The 24,564-nt window shown below is 55.7% G+C and carries 35 protein-coding genes; 1 reads left to right on the top strand and 34 read right to left on the bottom strand.

What is annotated here, in order from left to right; translation table 11 throughout:
- Positions 1–23 precede the first annotated feature (23 nt).
- Both ACZZ0B_RS00285 and ACZZ0B_RS00280 read right to left on the bottom strand, forming a co-directional pair.
- Positions 24–548, bottom strand: coding sequence for a single-stranded DNA-binding protein (locus ACZZ0B_RS00285; protein ID WP_008081898.1), 525 nt, complete (start codon positions 546–548; stop codon positions 24–26).
- Between the two features lie 9 nt (positions 549–557).
- Complete coding sequence (locus ACZZ0B_RS00280) at positions 558–1,955, bottom strand: MFS transporter (RefSeq protein ID WP_008081902.1); 1,398 nt, start codon at positions 1,953–1,955, stop codon at positions 558–560.
- 191 nt (positions 1,956–2,146) lie between these two features.
- Between ACZZ0B_RS00280 and uvrA the strand changes: the two genes are divergently transcribed.
- On the top strand, positions 2,147–4,981 hold the full coding sequence (gene uvrA, locus ACZZ0B_RS00275; protein ID WP_008081903.1) for an excinuclease ABC subunit UvrA: 2,835 nt from the start codon (positions 2,147–2,149) through the stop codon (positions 4,979–4,981).
- A 67-nt stretch (positions 4,982–5,048) separates the two neighbouring features.
- Here uvrA and bfr read toward each other — a convergent pair whose 3' ends face one another.
- The 32 genes from bfr to fusA all read right to left on the bottom strand — a co-directional run bounded on the left by bfr (position 5,049) and on the right by fusA (position 24,552).
- On the bottom strand, positions 5,049–5,516 hold the full coding sequence (gene bfr / locus ACZZ0B_RS00270) for a bacterioferritin (RefSeq protein WP_007918444.1): 468 nt from the start codon (positions 5,514–5,516) through the stop codon (positions 5,049–5,051).
- A gap of 149 nt (positions 5,517–5,665) precedes the next feature.
- Positions 5,666–7,120 carry a catalase gene (locus ACZZ0B_RS00265; RefSeq protein WP_463544129.1) on the bottom strand — a complete coding sequence of 485 codons (1,455 nt, stop codon included), beginning with the start codon at positions 7,118–7,120 and terminating at the stop codon, positions 5,666–5,668.
- Positions 7,121–7,360: 240 nt separating this feature from the next.
- Complete coding sequence (gene rplQ, locus ACZZ0B_RS00260) at positions 7,361–7,747, bottom strand: 50S ribosomal protein L17 (RefSeq protein WP_003176402.1); 387 nt, start codon at positions 7,745–7,747, stop codon at positions 7,361–7,363.
- 42 nt (positions 7,748–7,789) lie between these two features.
- Positions 7,790–8,791, bottom strand: coding sequence for a DNA-directed RNA polymerase subunit alpha (locus ACZZ0B_RS00255; RefSeq protein ID WP_003186012.1), 1,002 nt, complete (start codon positions 8,789–8,791; stop codon positions 7,790–7,792).
- A gap of 22 nt (positions 8,792–8,813) precedes the next feature.
- Positions 8,814–9,434, bottom strand: coding sequence for a 30S ribosomal protein S4 (rpsD, locus tag ACZZ0B_RS00250; protein ID WP_003176404.1), 621 nt, complete (start codon positions 9,432–9,434; stop codon positions 8,814–8,816).
- Between the two features lie 18 nt (positions 9,435–9,452).
- A complete protein-coding gene (gene rpsK, locus ACZZ0B_RS00245; RefSeq protein WP_002555466.1) occupies positions 9,453–9,842 on the bottom strand; it encodes a 30S ribosomal protein S11 in 390 nt (129 codons plus the stop codon).
- Positions 9,843–9,872: 30 nt separating this feature from the next.
- On the bottom strand, positions 9,873–10,229 hold the full coding sequence (rpsM, locus tag ACZZ0B_RS00240; protein ID WP_003186020.1) for a 30S ribosomal protein S13: 357 nt from the start codon (positions 10,227–10,229) through the stop codon (positions 9,873–9,875).
- A gap of 129 nt (positions 10,230–10,358) precedes the next feature.
- On the bottom strand, positions 10,359–10,475 hold the full coding sequence (gene rpmJ / locus ACZZ0B_RS00235; RefSeq protein WP_002555468.1) for a 50S ribosomal protein L36: 117 nt from the start codon (positions 10,473–10,475) through the stop codon (positions 10,359–10,361).
- A 28-nt stretch (positions 10,476–10,503) separates the two neighbouring features.
- The gene (gene secY / locus ACZZ0B_RS00230) at positions 10,504–11,832 is read right to left on the bottom strand and encodes a preprotein translocase subunit SecY (RefSeq protein ID WP_003228718.1); all 1,329 of its coding nucleotides are present in this window, start codon (positions 11,830–11,832) and stop codon (positions 10,504–10,506) included.
- The gene (gene rplO / locus ACZZ0B_RS00225) at positions 11,833–12,270 is read right to left on the bottom strand and encodes a 50S ribosomal protein L15 (protein ID WP_003228720.1); all 438 of its coding nucleotides are present in this window, start codon (positions 12,268–12,270) and stop codon (positions 11,833–11,835) included.
- A gap of 3 nt (positions 12,271–12,273) precedes the next feature.
- The gene (gene rpmD, locus ACZZ0B_RS00220) at positions 12,274–12,450 is read right to left on the bottom strand and encodes a 50S ribosomal protein L30 (protein ID WP_003176408.1); all 177 of its coding nucleotides are present in this window, start codon (positions 12,448–12,450) and stop codon (positions 12,274–12,276) included.
- Between the two features lie 2 nt (positions 12,451–12,452).
- Entirely contained in the window at positions 12,453–12,953 is a 501-nt protein-coding gene (gene rpsE / locus ACZZ0B_RS00215; RefSeq protein ID WP_007943782.1) for a 30S ribosomal protein S5, read from the bottom strand.
- 3 nt (positions 12,954–12,956) lie between these two features.
- Complete coding sequence (rplR, locus tag ACZZ0B_RS00210; RefSeq protein WP_003186037.1) at positions 12,957–13,307, bottom strand: 50S ribosomal protein L18; 351 nt, start codon at positions 13,305–13,307, stop codon at positions 12,957–12,959.
- 10 nt (positions 13,308–13,317) lie between these two features.
- The gene (gene rplF, locus ACZZ0B_RS00205; protein ID WP_003176412.1) at positions 13,318–13,851 is read right to left on the bottom strand and encodes a 50S ribosomal protein L6; all 534 of its coding nucleotides are present in this window, start codon (positions 13,849–13,851) and stop codon (positions 13,318–13,320) included.
- Between the two features lie 12 nt (positions 13,852–13,863).
- A complete protein-coding gene (gene rpsH, locus ACZZ0B_RS00200) occupies positions 13,864–14,256 on the bottom strand; it encodes a 30S ribosomal protein S8 (RefSeq protein WP_007918458.1) in 393 nt (130 codons plus the stop codon).
- Positions 14,257–14,465: 209 nt separating this feature from the next.
- Positions 14,466–14,771, bottom strand: a complete 306-nt coding sequence (gene rpsN, locus ACZZ0B_RS00195) for a 30S ribosomal protein S14 (RefSeq protein WP_003228726.1) — start codon at positions 14,769–14,771, stop codon at positions 14,466–14,468.
- A gap of 13 nt (positions 14,772–14,784) precedes the next feature.
- Positions 14,785–15,324, bottom strand: coding sequence for a 50S ribosomal protein L5 (gene rplE, locus ACZZ0B_RS00190; RefSeq protein ID WP_003176415.1), 540 nt, complete (start codon positions 15,322–15,324; stop codon positions 14,785–14,787).
- 20 nt (positions 15,325–15,344) lie between these two features.
- Complete coding sequence (rplX, locus tag ACZZ0B_RS00185) at positions 15,345–15,659, bottom strand: 50S ribosomal protein L24 (protein ID WP_008081905.1); 315 nt, start codon at positions 15,657–15,659, stop codon at positions 15,345–15,347.
- Positions 15,660–15,670: 11 nt separating this feature from the next.
- Positions 15,671–16,039 carry a 50S ribosomal protein L14 gene (rplN, locus tag ACZZ0B_RS00180; protein ID WP_002555479.1) on the bottom strand — a complete coding sequence of 123 codons (369 nt, stop codon included), beginning with the start codon at positions 16,037–16,039 and terminating at the stop codon, positions 15,671–15,673.
- A 23-nt stretch (positions 16,040–16,062) separates the two neighbouring features.
- A complete protein-coding gene (gene rpsQ, locus ACZZ0B_RS00175; RefSeq protein WP_003176419.1) occupies positions 16,063–16,329 on the bottom strand; it encodes a 30S ribosomal protein S17 in 267 nt (88 codons plus the stop codon).
- A gap of 2 nt (positions 16,330–16,331) precedes the next feature.
- Entirely contained in the window at positions 16,332–16,523 is a 192-nt protein-coding gene (gene rpmC / locus ACZZ0B_RS00170; protein ID WP_002555481.1) for a 50S ribosomal protein L29, read from the bottom strand.
- Positions 16,523–16,936 (bottom strand): 50S ribosomal protein L16, encoded by a 414-nt coding sequence (rplP, locus tag ACZZ0B_RS00165; RefSeq protein ID WP_007896757.1) that lies wholly within the window; start codon positions 16,934–16,936, stop codon positions 16,523–16,525. Before rplP ends, rpmC begins: the two co-directional genes overlap by 1 nt.
- A 12-nt stretch (positions 16,937–16,948) precedes the next feature.
- Positions 16,949–17,635 carry a 30S ribosomal protein S3 gene (rpsC, locus tag ACZZ0B_RS00160; protein WP_003176422.1) on the bottom strand — a complete coding sequence of 229 codons (687 nt, stop codon included), beginning with the start codon at positions 17,633–17,635 and terminating at the stop codon, positions 16,949–16,951.
- 13 nt (positions 17,636–17,648) lie between these two features.
- Positions 17,649–17,981, bottom strand: coding sequence for a 50S ribosomal protein L22 (gene rplV, locus ACZZ0B_RS00155; RefSeq protein WP_003103908.1), 333 nt, complete (start codon positions 17,979–17,981; stop codon positions 17,649–17,651).
- 11 nt (positions 17,982–17,992) lie between these two features.
- A complete protein-coding gene (gene rpsS / locus ACZZ0B_RS00150) occupies positions 17,993–18,268 on the bottom strand; it encodes a 30S ribosomal protein S19 (protein WP_003228731.1) in 276 nt (91 codons plus the stop codon).
- A 16-nt stretch (positions 18,269–18,284) separates the two neighbouring features.
- Positions 18,285–19,109: a 50S ribosomal protein L2 gene (gene rplB / locus ACZZ0B_RS00145; RefSeq protein WP_003228734.1), complete on the bottom strand. Its 825-nt coding sequence runs from the start codon at positions 19,107–19,109 to the stop codon at positions 18,285–18,287.
- Positions 19,110–19,123: 14 nt separating this feature from the next.
- Positions 19,124–19,423 (bottom strand): 50S ribosomal protein L23, encoded by a 300-nt coding sequence (rplW, locus tag ACZZ0B_RS00140; protein ID WP_002555488.1) that lies wholly within the window; start codon positions 19,421–19,423, stop codon positions 19,124–19,126.
- On the bottom strand, positions 19,420–20,022 hold the full coding sequence (gene rplD, locus ACZZ0B_RS00135) for a 50S ribosomal protein L4 (protein ID WP_007918468.1): 603 nt from the start codon (positions 20,020–20,022) through the stop codon (positions 19,420–19,422). The genes rplW and rplD overlap by 4 nt, the downstream gene beginning before the upstream one ends.
- Before the next feature lie 12 nt (positions 20,023–20,034).
- A complete protein-coding gene (rplC, locus tag ACZZ0B_RS00130) occupies positions 20,035–20,670 on the bottom strand; it encodes a 50S ribosomal protein L3 (protein ID WP_003228738.1) in 636 nt (211 codons plus the stop codon).
- A gap of 80 nt (positions 20,671–20,750) precedes the next feature.
- The gene (rpsJ, locus tag ACZZ0B_RS00125) at positions 20,751–21,062 is read right to left on the bottom strand and encodes a 30S ribosomal protein S10 (protein WP_003186070.1); all 312 of its coding nucleotides are present in this window, start codon (positions 21,060–21,062) and stop codon (positions 20,751–20,753) included.
- 159 nt (positions 21,063–21,221) lie between these two features.
- Positions 21,222–22,415, bottom strand: coding sequence for an elongation factor Tu (gene tuf / locus ACZZ0B_RS00120; RefSeq protein WP_007918472.1), 1,194 nt, complete (start codon positions 22,413–22,415; stop codon positions 21,222–21,224).
- A gap of 31 nt (positions 22,416–22,446) precedes the next feature.
- A complete protein-coding gene (gene fusA / locus ACZZ0B_RS00115; protein ID WP_008081907.1) occupies positions 22,447–24,552 on the bottom strand; it encodes an elongation factor G in 2,106 nt (701 codons plus the stop codon).
- Positions 24,553–24,564 lie beyond the last annotated feature (12 nt).

The raw sequence follows: 24,564 nt of genomic DNA, 5'->3' as shown, positions 1-24,564 counted from the left end.
TTTGCAGCGGTTACAACAGCAAATCAGAACGGAATGTCGTCATCAAAGCTGTCGAAATCCGGAGCCGGTTGCGGTGCGGCCTGCTGTGGAGCCGGGGCCGAACGCTGTTGCGGAGCCGACTGCTGCGGACGCGGCGCCTGCTGGCGTGGAGCCGGAGCGGACTGCTGGTAGTTGTTGCCACCGCCTTGTTGGTCGCCCTGTTGTGGACGGCCGCCGAGCAGTTGCATGGTGCCTTGCATGTCGACCACGATTTCGGTGGTGTAACGCTTGATACCGTCTTTTTCCCACTCACGGGTCTGCAACTTGCCTTCGATGTAAACCTGCGAACCCTTGCGCAGGTATTCACCGGCGATTTCGGCGACTTTGCCGAACATCGAAACACGGTGCCACTCGGTCTTCTCGACCTTCTGACCGGTTTGCTTGTCGGTCCACTGTTCGCTGGTTGCCAGACTCAGGTTGGTCACGGCGTTACCGTTAGGCAGGTAGCGAACTTCGGGATCCTGGCCGCAAGTGCCGACCAATATGACTTTGTTAACCCCACGGGCCATAACGTTCTCCTAAGCGCCGCAAGCAGCCTCGGCCGGGTTGTTCACCAGGCGTTCGAGGGTGTCGCGATCCACTAATTCTTTGTCCAGTTTGATGTAAACAGCCGCTTCGTCAGCAACTATCACTGCATCGGTTACCCCTACGAGGGCCTTGAGGCGCTCGACCAGACCCGCTTCGCGGATCGCCTCGGGCGACAACGGCAAGCGCAGGCTCGTCACGTAGGGAGGTTCGCGCATGGTAACAGCAAAGGCCAGCCAAAGTGCAGCCAGCCCGGCACATCCAAGGAACACAACCGACAGACCGCCATGCTGAAACAACCAGCCGCCGAGTATCCCGCCGAGAGCCGAACCGAGGAACTGACTGGTGGAATACACGCCCATGGCCGTGCCCTTCCCGCCCGCCGGTGAAACCTTGCTGATCAGCGACGGCAATGAAGCCTCCAGCAGATTGAACGCGGTGAAAAACACCACCGTACCGATCACCAGAGCCCGCAAGCTGTCACCGAACTGCCAGAAGAATAGCTCAGTGAGCATCAACGTCATGACGGCGCCGAGCAAAACTCGTTTCATTTTGCGTTTCTTCTCGCCATAGATGATGAACGGGATCATGGCGAAGAACGAAATCAGCAGCGCCGTGAGGTAGACCCACCAGTGCTGCTCCTTAGGTAGCCCGGCTTTTTCCACCAGCGCCAGAGGCAGCGCGACGAAGCTCGACATCAACATGGCATGTAACACAAAGATGCCCAGATCGAGGCGCAACAAGTCAGGATGCTTGAGCGTCGGCATCAGAGCCTGACGTGCCACACCGGACTCGCGGTGCGTCAGCGGACCAGTGGACTTGGGCACCATGAACATCACGATGACGATACCCACCAGCGCCATGCCACCGGTGGCCAGGAACAACCCGGACAAGCCGAACGCGCGGGTCAGTAAAGGCCCGACGACCATGGCCACGGCGAACGACAGGCCAATGGTCATGCCGATCATCGCCATGGCTTTGGTGCGGTGTTGCTCGCGGGTGAGGTCCGACAGTAATGCCATGACCGCCGCCGAAATCGCGCCGGCACCTTGCAGGATCCGGCCGGCAATCACGCCCCAGATCGAATCGGCTTGCGAGGCCAGCACACTGCCGAGGGCGAAGACGATCAGCCCGAGGTAAATCACCGGGCGACGGCCGATACGGTCGGAAATGACCCCGAACGGGATCTGGAAAATCGCCTGGGTCAGGCCGTAAGCGCCGATGGCCAACCCGATCAGGGCCGGGGTCGCTCCCGCCAGATCCATGCCATAGGTTGCCAGGACCGGCAACACCATGAACATGCCCAGCATACGGAAGGCGAACACCAGGGCCAGACCGCTCGCTGCGCGGGTCTCGCTGCCACTCATGCGTTCGCTGTGGGGATCATGCATGGAAAAACCTCGTGTGAACCGGCGGCGATTCTACCAGTCCCATCGAAAGACGGGGTAGATCGCGACGCTTTGACGCGTACAGATGAAACACTCTTCATTCAGGGCAAACAACGCTACGCTTGATAGTGTGCATCCATCCAGTATTTGCCCGTATACTCTTACGCTTTCGACGCCCGCCGAGCGAGGCCACTTTGGACAAGATCCTGATACGTGGGGCCCGTACCCACAACCTGAAGAACATCGACCTGACCCTGCCACGGGACAAACTGATCGTCATCACCGGCCTGTCCGGATCCGGCAAGTCGTCACTGGCGTTCGACACACTGTACGCCGAAGGTCAGCGCCGCTATGTCGAATCGCTGTCGGCCTATGCCCGCCAGTTCCTGTCGATGATGGAAAAACCCGACGTCGACACTATCGAAGGCCTGTCGCCGGCGATCTCCATCGAACAAAAGTCGACCTCGCACAACCCGCGATCCACGGTCGGCACCATCACCGAAATCTACGACTACCTGCGCCTGCTCTATGCACGCGTGGGTACGCCGCGCTGCCCGGATCACGATATTCCGCTGGAAGCGCAGACCGTCAGCCAGATGGTCGACCTGGTGCTGGCGCAGCCCGAAGGCAGCAAACTGATGCTGCTGGCGCCGGTGATCCGCGAGCGCAAAGGCGAACACCTTTCAGTTTTCGAAGAGCTGCGTGCGCAAGGTTTCGTCCGCGCCCGGGTCAATGGCCGGATCTGCGAGCTCGACGAGCTGCCGAAACTGGATAAACAGAAGAAGCACTCGATCGACGTGATCGTCGACCGCTTCAAGGTTCGCGCCGATCTGCAACAGCGTCTGGCCGAATCGTTCGAAACCGCGCTGAAACTGGCGGACGGCATCGCACTGGTTGCGCCGATGGACGACGAGCCAGGCGAAGAGATGATTTTCTCCGCGCGCTTCGCCTGCCCGATCTGCGGCCACGCGATCAGCGAGCTGGAACCGAAGCTGTTCTCCTTCAACAACCCGGCCGGTGCCTGCCCGACGTGCGATGGTCTGGGGGTGAAGCAGTTCTTCGACATCAAGCGACTGGTCAATGGCGAACTGACGCTGGCCGAAGGCGCGATACGCGGCTGGGACCGGCGCAACGTCTATTACTTCCAGATGCTCGGCTCACTGGCTTCGCACTATAAGTTCAGTCTGGAAAAACCGTTCAACGAACTGACCGCCGAGCAGCAGAAACAAATTCTGCACGGCAGCGGCTCGCAGAACGTCGACTTCAAATACCTGAACGACCGTGGCGATATCGTCAAACGATCGCACCCGTTCGAAGGCATCGTGCCAAACCTGGAGCGTCGCTACCGCGAGACCGAGTCGGCCAGCGTGCGCGAAGAGCTGGCCAAGTTCCTCAGCACTCAGTCGTGCCCGGATTGCCGTGGTACGCGTTTGCGTCGTGAAGCGCGACATGTATGGGTAGGCGAGAAGACCCTGCCTGCGGTAACCAACCTGCCGATCGGCGATGCCTGCGTTTACTTCGGCGAGCTGAAGATGACTGGTCGTCGCGGTGAAATTGCCGACAAGATCCTCAAGGAAATCCGTGAGCGTCTGCAGTTCCTCGTCAACGTCGGTCTCGATTACCTATCGCTGGATCGCAGCGCCGACACGCTGTCCGGTGGTGAAGCACAACGTATTCGTCTGGCCAGCCAGATTGGTGCGGGCCTCGTCGGTGTTTTGTACATCCTCGATGAACCGTCCATTGGCTTGCACCAGCGCGATAACGATCGGCTGCTTGGCACGCTCAAGCACCTGCGCGACATCGGTAATACGGTGATCGTGGTCGAGCACGACGAGGACGCGATTCGCCTTGCCGACTATGTCGTCGATATCGGCCCGGGTGCCGGTGTGCACGGCGGGCAGATTGTTGCCGAAGGTACGCCGGCCGAAGTCATGGCGCATCCGGATTCCCTGACCGGTAAATACCTGTCGGGCCGAGTGAAGATTGAAGTGCCGGCCAAACGTACGCCACGCAACAAAAAGCTGACCCTGTCGCTCAAGGGCGCACGCGGTAACAACCTGCGCAATGTCGATCTCGAAATCCCGATCGGCCTGCTGACCTGCGTGACTGGCGTGTCCGGCTCGGGCAAGTCGACGCTGATCAACAACACCCTGTTTCCGCTGAGCGCCACGGCCCTCAATGGCGCGACGACGCTGGAAGCCGCCGCGCACGACAGCATCAAAGGTCTGGAACATCTCGACAAAGTCGTCGACATCGACCAGAGCCCGATCGGTCGTACGCCTCGTTCCAACCCGGCGACGTATACCGGGCTGTTCACGCCAATCCGCGAATTGTTCGCCGGCGTACCCGAGTCGCGCTCCCGTGGTTACGGCCCGGGGCGGTTCTCGTTCAACGTCAAGGGCGGTCGTTGCGAAGCGTGCCAGGGCGATGGTTTGATCAAGGTCGAGATGCACTTTCTGCCAGACATCTACGTGCCGTGCGACGTGTGCAAGAGCAAGCGCTACAACCGCGAAACCCTTGAGATCAAATACAAGGGCAAGAACATCCACGAAACTCTCGAAATGACGATCGAGGAAGCCCGGGTGTTCTTCGACGCGGTGCCGGCGCTCGCGCGCAAGCTGCAAACCTTAATGGATGTAGGTTTGTCGTACATCAAGCTCGGACAGTCGGCGACCACGTTGTCCGGTGGTGAAGCGCAGCGGGTCAAGTTGTCCCGCGAACTGTCCAAGCGCGATACCGGCAAGACCCTGTACATCCTCGATGAGCCGACGACTGGCCTGCACTTTGCGGATATCCAGCAATTGCTCGACGTGCTGCATCGCCTGCGCGATCACGGCAACACCGTGGTGGTGATCGAACACAACCTCGACGTGATCAAGACGGCCGACTGGCTGGTGGATCTCGGGCCGGAGGGTGGTTCCAAGGGTGGGCAGATCATTGCCGTGGGTACGCCGGAGCAAGTGGCCGAGATGAAACAGTCTCACACCGGCCATTACCTCAAGCCGTTGCTGATCCGCGATCGGGCGTAAACGCCTGGCATGAAAAAGCCCCTGTCACTTCAACAGTGACAGGGGCTATTTTTTGTCTCTACAGCAATCAGGACGTGTGCGATTGCAGGTAGTTTTCGAGACCGATCAGCTTGATCAGGCCTAGCTGCTTTTCGAGCCAGTAGGTGTGATCTTCTTCGGTGTCATTCAACTGAACCCGCAGGATCTCACGGCTGACGTAGTCTTTGTGCTGCTCGCAAAGTTCGATGCCTTTGCACAGCGCAGCGCGAACCTTGTACTCAAGGCGCAGATCCGCTTCGAGCATCTCCGGCACGGTGGTGCCGACATCCAGGTCATCCGGACGCATGCGCGGCGTGCCTTCGAGCATCAGAATCCGGCGCATCAATGCATCAGCGTGACCGGCTTCTTCTTCCATCTCGTGGTTGATTCGCTCGTAGAGCTTGGTGAACCCCCAGTCCTCATACATCCGCGAATGAACGAAATATTGATCACGCGCGGCCAGTTCGCCGGTCAGCAACGTGTTGAGGTAATCGATTACGTCTGGGTGGCCTTGCATCGCCCTACATCTCCCTACTTGAAAGTCTGTAGTTTGAACCAACCTGACTGGAAGGTCACCCGCTTAGCGCAATAAAAGCGAAGATATTCTGAGAAAAGCAGCCTAAATAACGCAAAAACCGCCCAAATGAGGGCGGTTCTGCTTCTCGTTTAGACTTCGTTAAGCTGTACGTTGAGCAGCTTTGCGATTGCTTCTCCATACGCCGGGTCGGCTTTGTAGAAATGCTGCAGTTGGCGATCGACCACATCAGTCGAAACACCGCCCATCGCACCGGCGATGTTGCTGACGAGCAAGGCTTTCTGCTCGTCGCTCATCAGACGGAACAGCGCGCCGGCGTGGCTGTAGTAATCGGTGTCTTCGCGATGATCGTACCGATCAGCCGCACCGCTCAGGGCCAACGCCGGCTCAGCGTAATGCGGAGCCTGTTTCGGCGATTCGATGTAGCTGTTCGGCTCGTAATTCGGTGCTGCGCCGCCATTGCTGCCGAACGCCATCGAACCGTCGCGCTGGTAAGTATTCACCGGGCTGCGTGGCGCGTTCACCGGCAGTTGCTGGTGATTGGTGCCTACGCGGTAACGGTGAGCGTCGGCGTAGGCGAATACGCGACCTTGCAGCATGCGATCCGGCGAAAGACCAACGCCTGGCACCATGTTGCTTGGGCCGAACGCGGCTTGCTCAACTTCAGCGAAATAGTTCTGCGGGTTGCGGTTCAATTCCAGTTCGCCCACCTCGATCAGCGGGAATTCCTTCTGCGACCAGGTCTTGGTCACGTCGAACGGATTCTCGTAATGCGCTGCCGCCTGGGCTTCAGTCATGATCTGAATGCATACGCGCCATTTCGGGAAGTCACCGCGCTCGATTGCCTCGAACAAATCGCGCTGGGCGTAATCCGGATCGGTCCCGGCAAGACGGGCTGCATCCGCAGGCGCGAGGTTCTTGATCCCTTGCTTGGTCTTGTAGTGCCACTTCACCCAGTGACGCTCGCCTTGAGCGCTGATCAGGCTGTAAGTGTGGCTGCCGAAGCCGTGCATGTGACGGTAGCCGTCTGGAATACCGCGATCGGAGAAGAGGATGGTCACCTGGTGCAGCGCTTCAGGCGAATGCGACCAGAAGTCCCACATCATCTGCGCGCTTTTCAGGTTGCTTTGCGGCAGACGTTTTTGCGTGTGGATGAAATCAGGGAATTTCAGTGGATCGCGAATAAAGAATACCGGCGTGTTGTTGCCAACAATGTCCCAGTTACCTTCTTCGGTGTAGAACTTCAGCGCAAAGCCGCGCGGATCACGCTCAGTGTCGGCAGAGCCGCGCTCGCCACCCACTGTGGAGAAGCGCAGGAAAGTCGGAGTTTGTTTGCCGACCGTTTCGAACAGCTTGGCGCTGGTGTACTCGGTAATGTCACGAGTCACTGTAAACGTGCCGTATGCGCCCGAGCCCTTGGCGTGCACGCGACGCTCAGGGATGTTTTCACGGTTGAAATGGGCGAGCTTCTCGATCAGGTGAAAATCGTCGAGCAGCAGCGGGCCACGTGGGCCGGCGGAGCGAGAATTCTGGTTATCAGCGACAGGTGCGCCACTGGCGGTCGTAAGCGTTTTGATCTGGCTCATACTGTCTTCTTCCTCTGTCAGTCTTGAAACTGCCGGCTAATCGGCTTGCTGGGAAGTATTGATCATCCATGTGACAGCCACAAATTCATTAACTTGCAGACATCGATAGATAATTACTAATTATGATTCCCAGCGCATAGTGACAACAGAACAGGGTCAGATACTTGTACGAACAGCGCATTTTCTTGCGGACACAAAAAACCGGGCACTAGGCCCGGTTCTTCGTTTCAGACTGACGTCTTACTCGGCGGATACAGCTTCGCCAGCAGTAGCACGATCAACCAACTCGACGTACGCCATAGGCGCGTTGTCGCCAGCGCGGAAACCGCACTTGAGGATGCGCAGGTAGCCACCCTCACGGGTAGCGTAACGCTTGCCCAGGTCGTTGAAGAGCTTACCAACGATAGCTTTCGAACGAGTACGGTCGAATGCCAGACGGCGGTTAGCCAGGCTGTCTGTCTTGGCCAGAGTGATCAGCGGCTCAGCAACGCGACGCAGTTCTTTGGCTTTCGGCAGTGTAGTTTTGATCAGCTCGTGCTCGAACAGCGACACCGCCATGTTTTGGAACATGGCCTTGCGGTGCGAGCTGGTGCGGCTCAGGTGACGACCACTTTTACGATGACGCATGGTTCATTCCTTACCAAACACTACGTTCGGTGATTACGACGATCAGGCAGTCGCCTTGTCGTCCTTCTTAAGACTTGCAGGCGGCCAGTTGTCGAGGCGCATGCCGAGGGACAGACCGCGGGAGGCCAGAACGTCCTTGATTTCAGTCAAGGATTTCTTGCCCAGGTTCGGAGTCTTCAACAGCTCTACTTCGGTACGCTGAATCAGGTCACCGATGTAGTAGATGTTTTCCGCCTTAAGGCAGTTAGCCGAACGTACAGTCAGTTCCAGATCGTCAACCGGGCGAAGCAGGATCGGATCGATCTCGTCTTCCTGCTCGACAACCACCGGCTCACTGTCACCTTTGAGGTCGACGAACGCAGCCAACTGCTGTTGCAGGATGGTTGCAGCGCGGCGAATAGCCTCTTCAGGATCCAGAGTACCGTTGGTTTCCAGATCAATAACCAGCTTGTCCAGGTTGGTACGCTGCTCGACACGGGCGTTTTCCACCACGTATGCGATACGGCGAACCGGGCTGAACGAAGAGTCAAGCTGCAAGCGACCGATGCTGCGGCTTTCGTCTTCATCGCTCTGACGCGAGTCGGCTGGTTCATAACCACGACCACGAGCTACGGTGAGCTTCATGTTCAGGGCGCCGTTAGACGCCAGGTTAGCGATTACGTGATCGGGATTAACGATCTCGACATCATGATCCAGCTGAATATCGGCAGCGGTAACCACCCCCGAACCCTTCTTCGACAAGGTCAGCGTAACTTCGTCACGACCGTGCAGCTTGATGGCCAGACCTTTAAGGTTCAACAGGATTTCAATTACGTCTTCCTGTACACCTTCGATGGCGCTGTACTCGTGGAGCACACCGTCAATCTCGGCCTCGACTACTGCGCAGCCGGGCATTGAGGACAACAGGATGCGTCGCAGCGCGTTGCCCAGGGTGTGGCCAAAACCACGCTCGAGAGGCTCGAGAGTGATCTTGGCGCGGGTTGGACTGACAACCTGCACATCAATATGGCGGGGTGTCAGGAACTCATTTACCGAAATCTGCATGGATGCACCTATTTTCTAGCCCTTACTTGGAGTAGAGCTCGACAATCAGGCTTTCGTTGATGTCGGCGGACAGATCACTGCGAGCAGGAACGTTCTTGAAAACGCCCGACTTCTTCTCAGTGTCTACTTCTACCCATTCTACGCGGCCACGTTGGGCACACAGATCGAGAGCTTGGACAATGCGAAGTTGGTTTTTTGCTTTCTCGCGAACTGCAACCACGTCACCAGCACGAACCTGATACGACGGAACGTTTACGGTCTGACCGTTAACGCTGATCGACTTGTGCGATACCAGCTGACGGGATTCGGCACGAGTCGAACCAAAGCCCATACGGTATACAACGTTGTCCAGACGGCATTCGAGCAGTTGCAGCAGGTTTTCACCGGTTGCACCTTTCTTGCCAGCAGCTTCTTTGTAGTAGCCGCTGAATTGACGCTCGAGAACGCCGTAGATACGACGGACCTTCTGCTTTTCACGCAGTTGGGTGCCGTAATCGGACTGGCGACCGCGGCGTTGGCCGTGGATACCAGGTGCTGCTTCAATGTTGCACTTCGATTCGATCGCGCGCACGCCGCTCTTCAGGAAGAGATCGGTGCCCTCGCGACGAGCGAGTTTGCATTTTGGACCAATGTAACGAGCCATTCTTTACAATCTCCTGGATTACACGCGGCGCTTCTTCGGCGGACGGCACCCGTTGTGCGGGATTGGCGTCACGTCGGTGATGCTGGCGATCTTATAGCCACAGCCGTTCAATGCACGGACAGCAGACTCACGACCTGGACCTGGACCTTTGACGTTAACGTCGAGGTTTTTCAGGCCATATTCCAGCGCAGCTTGACCAGCACGTTCAGCAGCTACTTGAGCAGCAAACGGGGTGGACTTGCGGGAACCGCGGAAACCCGAACCACCGGAGGTAGCCCAAGAAAGCGCGTTACCTTGACGGTCGGTGATGGTCACGATGGTGTTGTTAAAAGAAGCATGGATGTGGGCGATGCCATCAACCACTGTCTTTTTAACTTTTTTACGAGGACGAGCAGCAGGTTTTGCCATGATTAATTTCCTGTCGATTCGCGTGGGCGATTACTTGCGGATCGGCTTACGCGGACCTTTACGGGTACGCGCGTTAGTCTTGGTACGCTGACCGCGTACTGGAAGACCACGACGATGACGCAGACCACGGTAGCAACCGAGGTCCATCAAACGCTTGATTTTCATGTTGATTTCGCGACGCAGGTCACCTTCAGTGGTGAACTTCGCCACTTCGCCACGCAACTGCTCAATCTGCTCGTCGCTCAGATCTTTGATCTTTGCGGCTGGGTTTACCCCAGTCACTGCGCAAATTTTCTGCGCAGTAGTGCGACCAACACCATAGATGTAGGTCAGCGAGATAACAGTGTGCTTGTTATCTGGAATGTTAACGCCTGCAATACGGGCCATTCAGTGGGACTCCAATTGACAGCTACCTACGCCCCGGAAGCCAAGAAATAGGGCGCGAGATAATATCGCTGTAATAACAAATAATCAACCCGGCAGCGCACTAGCTGCCGGGCTTCAAGCGGATCACACTCAGCCTTGGCGCTGTTTGTGACGCGGTTCCGCGCTGCAAATTACTCGAACAACACCTTCGCGGCGAATAATCTTGCAGTTACGGCACAGCTTTTTCACCGATGCACGAACTTTCATCACCAACTCCTCGAACCTTATGGGGTACTCAGCGCAACATGCCGCTGCCGTAGCCCTTCAGGTTGGCTTTCTTCATCAGGGATTCGTACTGGTGCGAAACGAGGTGCGATTGTACTTGGGACATGAAGTCCATCACAACCACGACCACGATCAGCAACGAGGTCCCGCCAAGGTAGAACGGTACGTTTGCTGCGACCACCAGGAACTGGGGAAGCAGACACACGGCCGTCATGTAAAGAGCACCGAACATGGTCAAGCGAGTCAGAACGCCATCAATGTAGCGCGCAGACTGCTCACCTGGACGGATGCCCGGAATAAAGGCACCGGACTTCTTCAGGTTTTCCGCTACGTCTTTCGGATTGAACATCAACGCCGTATAGAAGAAGCAGAAGAAAATAATCCCTGCACTAAACAGCAGAATATTCAACGGCTGACCAGGAGCGATCGACTGCGAGATGTCCTGCAACCAGCCCATACCTTCAGACTGACCAAACCAGGCACCCAGCGAAGCCGGGAACAGCAAAATGCTGCTCGCGAAAATAGCCGGAATAACACCAGCCATGTTCACTTTCAGCGGCAAGTGGCTTGTCTGCGCAGCAAAAACCTTGCGGCCCTGCTGACGCTTGGCGTAGTGAACAGCGATACGACGCTGACCACGCTCAATGAACACCACAAAACCGATAATCGCTACTGCCAGCAAACCGATGGCAACCAGGGCGAAGATGTTGATATCACCCTGACGCGCAGACTCGAAAGACTGCCCGATTGCTCTCGGAAGACCGGCGACGATACCCGAAAAAATCAACATCGAGATACCGTTACCTACACCGCGCTCAGTAATCTGCTCACCCAGCCACATCATGAACATCGCGCCAGCCACAAACGTGGATACCGCAACGAAATGGAAGCCAAAGTCACCAGTGAACGCAACGCCCTGCCCCGCCAGACCAATGGACATGCCAATAGCCTGAACGAGAGCGAGAACGACGGTGCCGTAGCGGGTGTACTGGCTGATCTTGCGACGGCCAGCTTCACCTTCCTTCTTCAACTGCTCCAGCTGCGGGCTGACGGCGGTCATCAGTTGCATGATGATCGATGCCGAAATGTACGGCATGATCCCCAGTGCAAAGATGCTCATCCGTTCCAGCGCGCCGCCGGAGAACATGTTGAACAAGCTAAGAATGGTCCCCTCATTCTGTCGAAACAGGTCTGCGAGTCGGTCCGGGTTGATACCTGGAACCGGGATGTGTGCGCCTATTCGGTAGACGATAATCGCCAGGAACAGAAAACGCAGACGAGCCCAGAGTTCAGACATACCGCCTTTGCCGAGCGCAGAGAGAGCACCTTGCTTAGCCATTTATTCCTCGAACTTGCCGCCAGCTGCTTCGATAGCCGCACGCGCACCTTTGGTGGCGCCGATTCCCTTGCCGATAGTGACAGCGCGAGTCACTTCACCGGACAGCATGATTTTCACACGCTGTACGTTGACGTTGATCACGTTGGCATCTTTCAGGGACTGCACGGTGACGATGTCGCCTTCCACTTTAGCCAGCTCGGACAGACGCACTTCTGCGCGGTCCATGGCTTTCAGGGAAACGAAACCGAACTTCGGCAGGCGACGATGCAGCGGCTGTTGACCGCCTTCAAAGCCTGGAGCAATGGTGCCACCGGAGCGGGAGGTTTGACCTTTGTGGCCACGGCCACCAGTCTTACCCAAACCGCTACCGATACCACGGCCCGGACGATGCTTTTCGCGACGGGAACCCGGCGCTGGACTCAGATCATTGAGTTTCATCGATTAACCCTCGACACGCAGCATGTAGTAAGCCTTGTTGATCATCCCGCGATTCTCGGGAGTATCCTGGACTTCTACAGTGTGACCGATGCGACGCAGACCCAGACCCTTAACGCACAGTTTGTGGTTAGGGATGCGGCCGGTCATGCTTTTGATCAGCGTTACTTTAACGGTAGCCATGATCAGAAGATCTCCTTGACGCTTTTGCCACGCTTGGCGGCAATGGATTCAGGAGATTGCATAGCTTTCAAACCTTTGAACGTGGCGTGAACCACGTTTACCGGGTTAGTCGAGCCATAGCACTTGGCCAGAACGTTCTGAACGCCAGCAACTTCGAGGACAGCACGCATAGCGCCGCCAGCGATGATACCGGTACCTTCAGAAGCAGGCTGCATGTACACCTTCGAAGCGCCGTGACCGGACTTCATTGCGTACTGCAGAGTGGTGCCGTTCAGGTCAACTTGGATCATGTTGCGGCGAGCAGCTTCCATTGCCTTCTGGATCGCAGCAGGCACTTCACGCGACTTGCCACGGCCGAAGCCAACACGCCCTTTACCATCACCAACCACGGTCAACGCGGTGAAAGTGAAGATACGGCCGCCTTTAACGGTTTTGGCTACGCGGTTAACTTGAACCAGCTTCTCAATGTAGCCTTCGTCGCGCTTTTGGTCGTTATTTGACATAACTTAGAACTCCAGCCCAGCTTCACGAGCAGCATCAGCCAGCGCTTTAACGCGGCCGTGGTACTTGAAGCCAGAGCGGTCGAAAGCCACTTGCGAGACGCCAGCGGCCTTAGCACGCGTAGCGACCAGCTGGCCAACCTTTGTGGCCGCGTCGATGTTGCCAGTGGCGCCATCACGCAGTTCTTTATCCAAAGTCGAGGCAGATGCCAGGACTTTGTTGCCGTCGGCCGAGATGACCTGGGCGTAGATGTGCTGCGACGAGCGGAACACGCAGAGACGCACGACTTCTAGTTCGTGCATTTTCAGGCGTGCTTTGCGAGCGCGACGCAGTCGAGTAACTTTTTTGTCGGTCATTTGCTATGCCCTACTTCTTCTTGGCTTCTTTACGACGGACGACTTCGTCCGCGTAGCGCACACCTTTGCCTTTGTACGGCTCTGGTGGACGGAAGTCGCGGATCTCAGCGGCCACTTGACCTACCAGCTGCTTATCGATGCCCTTGATCAGGATATCGGTCTGGCTAGGAGTCTCAGCGGTGATGCCTTCCGGCAGTTCGTAATCCACTGGGTGCGAGAAGCCAAGGGCAAGGTTCAGAACCGTGCCTTTTGCTTGCGCTTTGTAACCAACACCGACCAGCTGGAGCTTGCGCTCGAAGCCTTGGCTTACGCCTTGGACCATGTTGTTTACCAACGCACGCGTGGTACCGGCCATTGCGCGAGTTTGTTGATCGCCATTGCGAGCAGCGAAACGCAGCTCACCAGCTTCTTCAACAATCTCAACGGACGAATGGATGTTCAGTTCGAGAGTGCCCTTGGCACCCTTCACCGAAAGCTGTTGGCCTGCGAATTTTACTTCGACACCGGCTGGCAGCTTAACGGGGTTCTTAGCGACGCGAGACATGCTTATCCCCCCTTAGAACACAGTGCAAAGAACTTCGCCGCCGACACCGGCAGCGCGCGCAGCACGATCCGTCATCACACCTTTGTTGGTGGAGACGATAGACACGCCAAGACCGCCACGAACTTTCGGCAGATCTTCAACGGACTTGTACTGACGCAGGCCTGGACGACTAACGCGCTTCACTTCTTCGATAACCGGACGGCCTTCGAAGTACTTCAGCTCGATGGACAACGACGGCTTAGCGTCGGTGGTGATCTGAAAATCCGCGATGTAACCTTCGTCCTTTAGGACTTTTGCTACAGCCACCTTCAACGTGGAAGACGGCATGCTTACGACAGACTTTTCAGCCATCTGGGCATTACGGATTCGAGTTAGCATGTCCGCTAACGGGTCCTGCATACTCATGGGCTAGACGCTCCTAATACAGAAAAATTAGCCTTGCGGCTACTACTTGTCGCCGAGAACTTCCGGGCATGAAAAACACGGGCTCAGGCGAGCCGGTCATTCTAGACACACCCCAGAAATGAATCAAGCCCCAAAAGGGGCTTGATTCAGATTCAAGGCCACCGATGGTCAGGTTCTTGCGAACCCGAGCATCGAGACTTTGACAGCAATTACCAGCTGGCTTTAACCAGACCTGGCACGTCACCACGCATTGCAGCTTCACGCAGCTTGTTACGGCCAAGGCCGAACTTGCGGTAAACGCCGTGCGGACGACCAGTCAGGCGGCAACGGTTACGCATGCGCGAAGCGCTTGCGTCACGTGGTTGCTTCTGCAGAGCTACGGTAGCTTCCCAACGTGCTTCTGGACTTGCGTTCAGATCAACGATGATAGCTTTCAGCGCTGCACGCTTGGTGGCGTACTTGGCAACAGTGAGCTGACGCTTCAGCTCACGGTTTTTCATGCTCTTCTTGGCCATTTTCCTACTCCAATCAGTTGCGGAACGGGAATTTGAAAGCACGCAGCAGAGCGCGGCCTTCATCATCGTTCTTGGCAGTGGTGGTCAGGGTAATGTCCAGACCGCGGAGAGCATCGATCTTGTCGTAGTCGATTTCCGGGAAAATGATCTGCTCTTTCACGCCCATGCTGTAGTTACCACGACCATCGAAGGACTTGGCATTCAGGCCGCGGAAGTCGCGAACCCGAGGCAGGGAGATCGACAGCAGACGATCCAGGAACTCGTACATACGCTCACGGCGCAGAGTCACTTTGACGCCGATCGGCCATCCCTCACGGACTTTAAAGCCAGCGATGGATTTACGAGCGTAAGTCACAACGACTTTTTGGCCGGTGATCTTTTCCAGGTCAGCAACAGCGTGCTCGATGACTTTCTTGTCACCAACAGCTTCGCCCAGACCCATGTTCAGGGTGATCTTTGTAACGCGTGGAACTTCCATCACGTTCGAAAGCTTAAGTTCTTCCTTAAGCTTCGGTGCGATTTCCTTCCAGTAAATCTCTTTTAGTCGTGCCATGGTCTTCTACCTAGCAGTGTTCAAGCATCAACCGCTTTTTGGGTCGACTTGAAGACACGAATTTTCTTGCCGTCTTCTACTTTGAAACCAACGCGGTCAGCCTTGTTGGTTTCGCCGTTGAAAATGGCGACGTTAGAAGCGTCCAGTGGAGCTTCTTTTTCGACGATACCGCCTTGCACGCCCGACATCGGGTTAGGCTTGGTATGACGCTTTACCAGGTTCAGACCGCTGATAACCAGACGGTTATTAGCAAGAACCTTAAGCACCTTACCGCGCTTACCTTTGTCTTTGCCGGCGATCACGATGATCTCGTCGTCACGACGAATCTTTTGCATGTCGGATCTCCTTACAGCACTTCTGGGGCGAGCGAGACGATCTTCATGAACTTCTCAGTACGAAGTTCACGGGTCACTGGCCCAAAGATACGGGTGCCGATCGGCTCTTGCTTGTTGTTCAGAAGAACAGCAGCGTTGCCATCAAAGCGGATAATGGAGCCATCAGCACGACGTACGCCGTGACGAGTGCGGACTACAACAGCAGTCATCACTTGGCCTTTTTTCACTTTACCGCGAGGAATTGCTTCCTTGACGGTAACTTTGATGATGTCACCGATACCAGCGTAACGACGATGGGAGCCACCCAGCACCTTGATGCACATAACACGGCGAGCGCCGCTGTTATCGGCCACATCGAGCATGGATTGAGTCTGAATCATATAATTTCTCCGACCCCTAGTCCTTAGACTTCCACAGCGCGTTCGAGAACATCAACCAGCGCCCAAGACTTGGTCTTGGCCAAAGGACGAGTTTCACGAATAGTGACTTTGTCGCCGATGTGGCACTGATTGGTTTCGTCGTGCGCGTGCAGCTTAGTCGAACGCTTAACGTATTTACCGTAGATCGGGTGCTTAACGCGACGCTCGATCAGAACGGTGATGGTTTTGTCCATCTTGTCGCTGACAACACGGCCAGTCAGCGTACGGACAGTTTTTTCGGCTTCAGCCATGATCACTTACCTGCCTGCTGGTTGAGCACAGTCTTCACGCGAGCGATGTCACGCTTAACTTGCGAGAGCAGATGAGACTGCCCCAACTGGCCAGTTGCTTTCTGCATACGCAGATTGAACTGGTCGCGCAGCAAGCCGAGCAGTTGCTCGTTCAGCTGCTGTGCGGATTTTTCACGAAGTTCATTCGCTTTCATCACATCACCGTCCGTTTAACAAAGGCGGTGGCGAGCGGCAGCTTTGCAGCAGCCAGGGCAAAAGCCTCACGCGCCAGCTCTTCAGAAACACCCTCGATTTCATACAGGACTTTGCCTGGCTGAATCTGGGCAACCCAGTACTCCACACTACCCTTACCTTTACCCATACGAACTTCGAGGGGCTTTTTGGAAATAGGCTTGTCCGGGAATACACGGATCCAGATCTTGCCGCCACGTTTAACGTGACGGGTCAGTGCACGACGCGCTGACTCGATCTGACGAGCGGTGAGACGACCACGAGCTACAGACTTCAGCGCGAACTCGCCGAAGCTGACTTTGCTACCGCGCTGAGCCAGACCACGGTTGTGGCCTGTCATCTGCTTGCGGAACTTCGTACGCTTAGGTTGCAACATTTGGCGTACCCCTTACTTAGCAGCTTTTTTACGAGGCGCTGGTGCTTGTGGTTTCAGCTCTTCTTGGCGACCACCAATTACTTCGCCTTTGAAGATCCAAACCTTTACACCGATCACACCGTAAGTGGTGTGAGCTTCGTAGTTGGCATAGTCGATGTCGGCACGCAGGGTGTGCAATGGCACACGACCTTCGCGATACCATTCAGTACGTGCGATTTCAGCACCGCCGAGACGACCGCTCACTTGGATTTTGATGCCCTTGGCACCAATGCGCATGGCGTTCTGTACTGCGCGCTTCATCGCGCGACGGAACATTACACGACGCTCCAGCTGCTGAGCTACGCTCTGCGCAACCAGCATACCGTCGAGTTCCGGCTTGCGGATCTCTTCGATATTGATGTGCACAGGCACACCCATTTGCTTGGTCAGGTCCTGACGCAGTTTCTCAACATCTTCACCTTTCTTCCCGATAACGATACCTGGACGAGCGGTGTGGATGGTGATACGTGCAGTTTGGGCCGGACGATGGATATCGATACGGCTTACGGACGCGCTTTTTAGTTTGTCTTGGAGATACTCACGCACTTTCAGATCTGCGAACAAGTAGTCCGCATAAGTCCGACCGTCTGCGTACCAGACGGAGGTGTGCTCCTTGACGATTCCCAGGCGAATGCCAATGGGATGTACTTTCTGACCCATCTCTTCGACTCCGTTACTTGTCAGCAACCTTGACAGTGATATGGCAAGACCGCTTGACGATGCGATCAGCACGGCCTTTGGCACGTGGCATGATGCGCTTCAGCGAACGCCCTTCGTTGACGAAAACGGTGCTGACCTTCAGGTCATCAACGTCTGCGCCTTCGTTATGCTCGGCGTTGGCTACGGCCGACTCCAGCACTTTCTTCATGATCTCGGCGGCTTTCTTACTGCTGAAAGCCAACAAGTTGAGCGCTTCGCCCACCTTCTTCCCGCGGATCTGGTCGGCGACCAAGCGGGCTTTCTGGGCGGAGATTCGAGCGCCCGACAACTTAGCGGCTACTTCCATTTCCTAACCCCTTAACGCTTGGCTTTCTTGTCAGCCACGTGCCCACGATAAGTGCGGGTACCGGCGAACTCGCCCAGTTTATGGCCGACCATGTCTTCGTTCACGAGAACTGGGACGTGCTGACGACCGTTATGTACGGCGATGGTCAGACCGACCATCTGTGGCAGGATCATCGAACGACGCGACCAAGTCTTAATTGGTTTGCGATCGTTCTTTTCCGCCGCCACTTCGATCTTCTTCAGTAGGTGAAGATCAATAAAAGGACCTTTTTTCAGAGAACGTGGCACTGTCGTATCCCTCTATTTACTTGCGACGACGGACGATCATTTTGTCGGTACGCTTATTACCACGAGTCTTCGCGCCCTTAGTCGGGAAGCCCCATGGCGATACCGGATGACGACCACCAGAGGTACGACCTTCACCACCACCATGTGGGTGGTCAACCGGGTTCATGGCAACACCACGAACGGTTGGGCGAACGCCACGCCAGCGTTTGGCACCAGCTTTACCCAGCGAACGCAGGCTGTGCTCGGAGTTCGAGACTTCGCCCAGGGTCGCACGGCATTCAGCCAGGACTTTACGCATTTCACCGGACCGCAGACGCAGGGTAACGTACACACCTTCACGAGCGATCAGCTGCGCCGAAGCACCAGCGGAACGAGCGATCTGTGCGCCTTTACCTGGCTTCAGTTCGATGCCGTGTACAGTAGAACCCACTGGAATGTTGCGCAGTTGCAGAGCGTTGCCTGGCTTGATTGGAGCCAGAGCGCCTGCGATCAGCTGGTCGCCAGCACTCACGCCTTTAGGGGCGATGATGTAGCGGCGCTCGCCGTCTGCGTAGCAGAGCAGTGCGATGTGAGCAGTACGGTTTGGATCGTATTCGATACGCTCGACAGTAGCGACGATGCCATCTTTGTCGTTGCGACGGAAATCGACCATACGATAATGCTGCTTATGACCACCACCGATGTGACGCGTGGTAATACGGCCATTGTTGTTACGACCACCAGTCTTCGATTTTTTCTCGAGCAGCGGTGCGTGAGGAGCGCCTTTATGCAGCTCCTGGTTGACCACCTTGACCACAAAACGGCGGCCAGGGGAAGTCGGTTTGCATTTAACGATTGCCATGATGCACCCCTTCCTTACTCAGCACTGCTGCTGAAATCGAGATCTTGGCCTGGCTGAAGGGAGATAACTGCCTTCTTCCAGTCATTACGCTTGCCCAGACCGCGAGCTGTGCGCTTGCTCTTACCCAGAACGTTCAGGGTAGTAACACGCTCAACTTTCACGCTGAACAGGCTTTCGACGGCCTTCTTGATTTCCAGCTTGGTTGCGTCAGTTGCAACCTTGAAAACGAACTGGCCTTTCTTGTCAGCCAGAACCGTAGCCTTCTCGGAAACGTGCGGGCCAAGCAGAACTTTAAATACGCGTTCCTGGTTCATCCCAGCAGCTCCTCGAATTTCTTCACGGCCGACACGGTGATCAACACCTTGTCGTATGCGATCAGACTAACTGGATCGGAACCTTGAACGTCACGTACATCTACGTGCGGCAGGTTACGAGCAGCCAGGTACAGGTTCTGATCAACAGCGTCCGACACGATCAAAACGTCGGTCAGGCTCATGTTGTTCAGCTTGCCCAGCAGATCTTTGGTTTTCGGAGTTTCAACAGCGAAATCCTGAACCACGACCAGACGATCAGTACGCACCAGCTCAGCAAGGATGGAACGCATTGCTGCGCGATACATCTTCTTGTTCAGCTTCTGGGAGTGATCCTGTGGACGTGCTGCAAAAGTGGTACCGCCGCCACGCCAGATTGGGCTACGGATAGTACCGGCACGAGCACGGCCAGTACCTTTCTGACGCCATGGGCGCTTACCGCCACCACGAACGTCGGAACGGGTCTTTTGCTGCTTGGTACCTTGACGGCCGCCGGCCATGTAGGCCACGACTGCTTGGTGAACCAGCGTCTCGTTGAATTCGCCGCCAAATGTCAGTTCGGAAACTTCGATCGCTTGAGCGTCATTTACATTTAATTGCATGTCAGCTTCCCCTTAACCGCGAGCCTTGGCTGCTGGACGTACAACCAGGTTGCCGCCAGTAGCGCCAGGAACAGCACCCTTGACCAACAACAGATTGCGTTCAGCGTCCACGCGCACTACTTCCAGGGACTGCACGGTCACGCGCTCAGCGCCCATATGACCGGACATTTTTTTGCCCTTGAATACACGACCAGGAGTCTGGCACTGGCCGATAGAGCCTGGGACGCGGTGGGATACGGAGTTACCGTGGGTGTTATCTTGCCCGCGGAAATTCCAACGCTTGATCGTACCCTGGAAGCCTTTACCCTTGGACTGACCGGTTACATCAACCAGTTGACCAGCGGCGAAGATTTCAGCGTTGATCAGATCGCCAGCCTGGTACTCGCCTTCTTCAAGACGGAATTCCATGGTGGTGCGACCAGCGGCAACGTTCGCTTTAGCGAAGTGGCCAGCTTGAGCTGCTGTTACACGCGAAGCACGACGCTCGCCGACAGTGACTTGCACTGCACGATAGCCATCGGTCTCTTCAGTTTTGAACTGGGTGACGCGATTCGGTTCGATCTCAATGACCGTGACCGGAATGGAGACACCTTCTTCGGTGAAAATACGGGTCATACCGCATTTACGACCGACTACACCAATAGTCATGTTGTAAACCTCATGAGTGTACGGGGCTTTCACCCGCTATGGCCGCCCATTTCAGAGCGTTACACGACTAAGACCGAGTCTTAGCCGAGGCTGATCTGCACTTCCACACCGGCCGCAAGATCAAGCTTCATAAGAGCATCAACGGTTTTATCCGTTGGCTGGACGATGTCCAGAACGCGCTTATGAGTGCGGATTTCGTACTGGTCGCGCGCGTCTTTGTTGACGTGCGGAGAAACCAGAACGGTGAACCGCTCTTTACGGGTAGGCAGTGGAATTGGACCACGCACTTGAGCACCAGTACGTTTCGCGGTTTCCACGATTTCCTGGGTTGATTGGTCGATCAGGCGATGGTCAAAAGCCTTCAACCTGATACGGATTTGCTGATTTTGCATTGGATTTCAGACTCCGGCTGCTATTCCCACCGAGCGCAATACGCCCGTTAAAAGGAGGCGCAATTCTATAGACGCCCCATATAGGTGTCAACCCAATAAAAAAAGCCCCCGCTGAGCGGGGGCTTTTTCAAAGCATCAAGCAATCTCTATAAAAGAGAATTACGCGATGATTTTGGCTACGACGCCAGCGCCGACGGTACGACCGCCTTCACGGATAGCGAAACGCAGACCGTCTTCCATTGCGATGGTTTTGATCAGGGTAACAGTCATCTGAATGTTGTCACCTGGCATTACCATTTCAACGCCTTCTGGCAGCTCGCAGTTACCAGTCACGTCAGTAGTACGGAAGTAGAACTGTGGACGGTAGCCTTTGAAGAACGGAGTGTGACGACCGCCTTCTTCCTTGCTCAGAACGTAAACTTCTGCGGTGAAAGTGGTGTGCGGCTTAACCGAACCCGGCTTAACCAGAACCTGGCCACGCTCAACGTCGTCACGCTTGGTACCACGCAGCAGAACGCCGCAGTTCTCGCCAGCACGACCTTCGTCGAGCAGCTTGCGGAACATTTCAACACCGGTGCAAGTAGTAACGGTGGTGTCACGCAGACCAACGATTTCCAGCGGATCTTGAACGCGAACGATACCGCGCTCGATACGACCAGTTACAACAGTACCGCGACCGGAGATCGAGAATACGTCTTCGATTGGCATCAGGAACGGCTTGTCAGTCACACGAACTGGTTCTGGGATGTAGCTGTCCAGAGTCTCAACCAGTTTCTTGACGGCAGTGGTGCCCATCTCGTTGTCGTCTTTGCCTTCCAGAGCCATACGAGCCGAACCGATGATGATTGGAGTGTCATCGCCCGGGAAGTCGTAGGTGGACAGCAGGTCGCGAACTTCCATCTCAACCAGTTCCAGCAGCTCAGCGTCGTCTACCAGGTCAGCCTTGTTCAGGAAAACCACGATGTACGGAACGCCTACCTGACGGGACAGCAGGATGTGCTCACGGGTTTGTGGCATCGGACCATCAGCGGCCGAGCAAACCAGAATAGCGCCGTCCATTTGAGCAGCACCGGTGATCATGTTCTTCACATAGTCAGCGTGACCTGGGCAGTCAACGTGAGCGTAGTGACGGATCTTCGAGTTGTACTCAACGTGTGCGGTGTTGATGGTGATACCGCGAGCTTTCTCTTCTGGTGCGCTGTCGATCTTGTCGAAGTCAACGATTGCCGAACCGAAAACTTCGGAGCAAACGCGAGTCAGAGCAGCAGTCAGAGTGGTTTTACCGTGGTCAACGTGACCGATGGTGCCAACGTTGACGTGCGGTAGGGAACGATCAAATTTTTCTTTAGCCACGACAATTAACTCCTAGCCTAAAGGGGCTGAATCAGCCTTGTTTTTTGGTTACGGATTCGACGATGTGCGACGGAGCCGTATCGTATTTTTTGAATTCCATAGAGTAGCTTGCGCGACCCTGGGACATGGAACGAACGTCGGTCGCATAACCGAACATCTCACCCAGTGGAACCTCGGCACGGATAACCTTGCCGGACACTGTGTCTTCCATACCCTGGATCATGCCGCGACGACGGTTAAGGTCGCCCATCACATCACCCATATAGTCTTCAGGCGTAACAACCTCTACAGCCATGATCGGCTCAAGCAACTCACCACCGCCCTTCTGGGCCAGTTGCTTGGTCGCCATGGAGGCAGCCACTTTAAACGCCATCTCGTTGGAGTCGACGTCGTGGTAAGAACCATCGAACACGGTAGCCTTCAGGCCGATCAGCGGATAGCCGGCAACAACGCCGTTCTTCATCTGCTCTTCGATACCCTTCTGGATAGCCGGGATGTATTCCTTAGGAACCACACCACCTACAACTTCGTTCACGAATTGCAGACCTTCCTGACCTTCGTCAGCAGGAGCAAAACGGATCCAGCAGTGACCGAACTGGCCACGACCGCCGGACTGACGAACGAACTTGCCTTCGATTTCACAGTTCTTCGTGATGCGCTCACGATACGAAACCTGAGGCTTGCCGATGTTGGCTTCGACGTTGAACTCACGGCGCATCCGGTCAACCAGGATGTCCAGGTGCAGCTCGCCCATGCCGGAGATGATCGTCTGACCAGTCTCTTCATCAGTTTTTACGCGGAAAGACGGGTCTTCCTGAGCAAGTTTGCCCAGAGCGATACCCATTTTTTCCTGGTCATCCTTGGTCTTAGGCTCTACGGCAACCGAAATAACCGGCTCCGGGAAGTCCATACGAACCAGAATGATTGGCTTGTCAGCGTTGCAGAGGGTTTCACCAGTGGTGACGTCCTTCATGCCGATCAGGGCCGCGATGTCACCAGCGCGTACTTCCTTGATCTCTTCACGGGCGTTTGCGTGCATTTGCACCATACGACCCACGCGCTCTTTCTTGCCTTTAACCGAGTTGATTACGCCGTCGCCGGAGTTCAACACGCCCGAGTAAACGCGAACGAAGGTCAAAGTACCCACGAATGGGTCGGTAGCGATCTTGAACGCCAGAGCCGAGAACGGCTCCGCATCGTCTGCATGACGCTCCAGCTCGACTTCTTCGTTATCCGGGTCAGTACCCTTGATAGCTGGAATGTCGGTTGGTGCAGGCAGGAAGTCGATAACGGCGTCGAGAACCAGGGGAACACCCTTGTTCTTGAAAGACGAACCGCAAACAGCCAGAACGATTTCGCCGGCGATAGTACGCTGACGCAAAGCAGCTTTGATCTCTTCGATCGACAGCTCTTCGCCTTCCAGGTACTTGTTCATCAGCTCTTCGTTGGCTTCGGCAGCAGCCTCAACCATGTTGTTGCGCCACTCGTCAGCCAGCTCTTTCAGCTCGGCAGGAATGTCCTTGCGAACAGGGACCATACCTTTGTCAGAGTCGTTCCAGTACACAGCTTGCATGTTGATCAGATCGATCTGACCCTGGAAGTTGTCTTCCGAACCGATAGCCAACTGGATCGGCACCGGAGTGTGACCCAGACGCTGTTTGATCTGAGCGATCACGCGCAGGAAGTTGGCGCCAGCACGGTCCATCTTGTTTACGTAAACAAGACGGGGAACACCGTATTTGTTGGCTTGACGCCATACGGTTTCCGACTGAGGCTCAACACCCGAAGTACCGCAGAACACAACGACAGCGCCGTCGAGTACGCGCAGGGAACGTTCAACTTCAATAGTGAAGTCAACGTGGCCCGGGGTATCGATTACGTTGAAACGGTGCTCGTGCGAGTACTGCTTCTCGGAACCTTTCCAGAAGGCGGTGATAGCAGCAGAAGTAATGGTAATACCACGCTCCTGCTCCTGCACCATCCAGTCTGTGGTCGCGGCGCCGTCATGCACCTCGCCCATTTTGTGACTTTTGCCGGTGTAAAAAAGGACGCGCTCGGTGGTGGTGGTTTTACCAGCATCCACGTGAGCGACGATACCGATGTTACGGTAGCGACTAATCGGAGTAGTACGAGCCATAAAGCCCTCGCA

This window comes from Pseudomonas sp. AC247 (assembly GCF_979258015.1).
Note: the sequence above shows the minus strand (reverse complement) of the source record. Positions and strands in the feature narration are given on the sequence as shown.

Coding starts and splice junctions, on each gene's coding strand:
- ACZZ0B_RS00285 (WP_008081898.1), bottom strand. CDS start 548: ATGGCCCGTGGGGTTAACAAAGTCATATTGGTCGGCACTTGCGGCCAG.
- ACZZ0B_RS00280 (WP_008081902.1), bottom strand. CDS start 1,955: ATGCATGATCCCCACAGCGAACGCATGAGTGGCAGCGAGACCCGCGCA.
- bfr (WP_007918444.1), bottom strand. CDS start 5,516: ATGCAAGGCCACCCAGACGTAATCGATTACCTCAACACGTTGCTGACC.
- ACZZ0B_RS00265 (WP_463544129.1), bottom strand. CDS start 7,120: ATGAGCCAGATCAAAACGCTTACGACCGCCAGTGGCGCACCTGTCGCT.
- rplQ (WP_003176402.1), bottom strand. CDS start 7,747: ATGCGTCATCGTAAAAGTGGTCGTCACCTGAGCCGCACCAGCTCGCAC.
- ACZZ0B_RS00255 (WP_003186012.1), bottom strand. CDS start 8,791: ATGCAGATTTCGGTAAATGAGTTCCTGACACCCCGCCATATTGATGTG.
- rpsD (WP_003176404.1), bottom strand. CDS start 9,434: ATGGCTCGTTACATTGGTCCAAAATGCAAACTCGCTCGTCGCGAGGGC.
- rpsK (WP_002555466.1), bottom strand. CDS start 9,842: ATGGCAAAACCTGCTGCTCGTCCTCGTAAAAAAGTTAAAAAGACAGTG.
- rpsM (WP_003186020.1), bottom strand. CDS start 10,229: ATGGCCCGTATTGCAGGCGTTAACATTCCAGATAACAAGCACACTGTT.
- rpmJ (WP_002555468.1), bottom strand. CDS start 10,475: ATGAAAGTTCGTGCATCGGTGAAAAAGCTGTGCCGTAACTGCAAGATT.
- secY (WP_003228718.1), bottom strand. CDS start 11,832: ATGGCTAAGCAAGGTGCTCTCTCTGCGCTCGGCAAAGGCGGTATGTCT.
- rplO (WP_003228720.1), bottom strand. CDS start 12,270: ATGAAACTCAATGATCTGAGTCCAGCGCCGGGTTCCCGTCGCGAAAAG.
- rpmD (WP_003176408.1), bottom strand. CDS start 12,450: ATGGCTACCGTTAAAGTAACGCTGATCAAAAGCATGACCGGCCGCATC.
- rpsE (WP_007943782.1), bottom strand. CDS start 12,953: ATGTCAAATAACGACCAAAAGCGCGACGAAGGCTACATTGAGAAGCTG.
- rplR (WP_003186037.1), bottom strand. CDS start 13,307: ATGACCGACAAAAAAGTTACTCGACTGCGTCGCGCTCGCAAAGCACGC.
- rplF (WP_003176412.1), bottom strand. CDS start 13,851: ATGTCTCGCGTCGCTAAGAACCCCGTTAAGCTGCCAGCCGGTGTCGAA.
- rpsH (WP_007918458.1), bottom strand. CDS start 14,256: ATGAGTATGCAGGACCCGTTAGCGGACATGCTAACTCGAATCCGTAAT.
- rpsN (WP_003228726.1), bottom strand. CDS start 14,771: ATGGCCAAGAAGAGCATGAAAAACCGTGAGCTGAAGCGTCAGCTCACT.
- rplE (WP_003176415.1), bottom strand. CDS start 15,324: ATGGCACGACTAAAAGAGATTTACTGGAAGGAAATCGCACCGAAGCTT.
- rplX (WP_008081905.1), bottom strand. CDS start 15,659: ATGCAAAAGATTCGTCGTGACGACGAGATCATCGTGATCGCCGGCAAA.
- rplN (WP_002555479.1), bottom strand. CDS start 16,039: ATGATTCAGACTCAATCCATGCTCGATGTGGCCGATAACAGCGGCGCT.
- rpsQ (WP_003176419.1), bottom strand. CDS start 16,329: ATGGCTGAAGCCGAAAAAACTGTCCGTACGCTGACTGGCCGTGTTGTC.
- rpmC (WP_002555481.1), bottom strand. CDS start 16,523: ATGAAAGCGAATGAACTTCGTGAAAAATCCGCACAGCAGCTGAACGAG.
- rplP (WP_007896757.1), bottom strand. CDS start 16,936: ATGTTGCAACCTAAGCGTACGAAGTTCCGCAAGCAGATGACAGGCCAC.
- rpsC (WP_003176422.1), bottom strand. CDS start 17,635: ATGGGTCAGAAAGTACATCCCATTGGCATTCGCCTGGGAATCGTCAAG.
- rplV (WP_003103908.1), bottom strand. CDS start 17,981: ATGGAAGTAGCCGCTAAGTTGTCGGGCGCTCGAATCTCCGCCCAGAAA.
- rplB (WP_003228734.1), bottom strand. CDS start 19,109: ATGGCAATCGTTAAATGCAAACCGACTTCCCCTGGCCGCCGTTTTGTG.
- rplW (WP_002555488.1), bottom strand. CDS start 19,423: ATGAACCAGGAACGCGTATTTAAAGTTCTGCTTGGCCCGCACGTTTCC.
- rplD (WP_007918468.1), bottom strand. CDS start 20,022: ATGCAATTAAATGTAAATGACGCTCAAGCGATCGAAGTTTCCGAACTG.
- rplC (WP_003228738.1), bottom strand. CDS start 20,670: ATGACTATTGGTGTAGTCGGTCGTAAATGCGGTATGACCCGTATTTTC.
- rpsJ (WP_003186070.1), bottom strand. CDS start 21,062: ATGCAAAATCAGCAAATCCGTATCAGGTTGAAGGCTTTTGACCATCGC.
- fusA (WP_008081907.1), bottom strand. CDS start 24,552: ATGGCTCGTACTACTCCGATTAGTCGCTACCGTAACATCGGTATCGTC.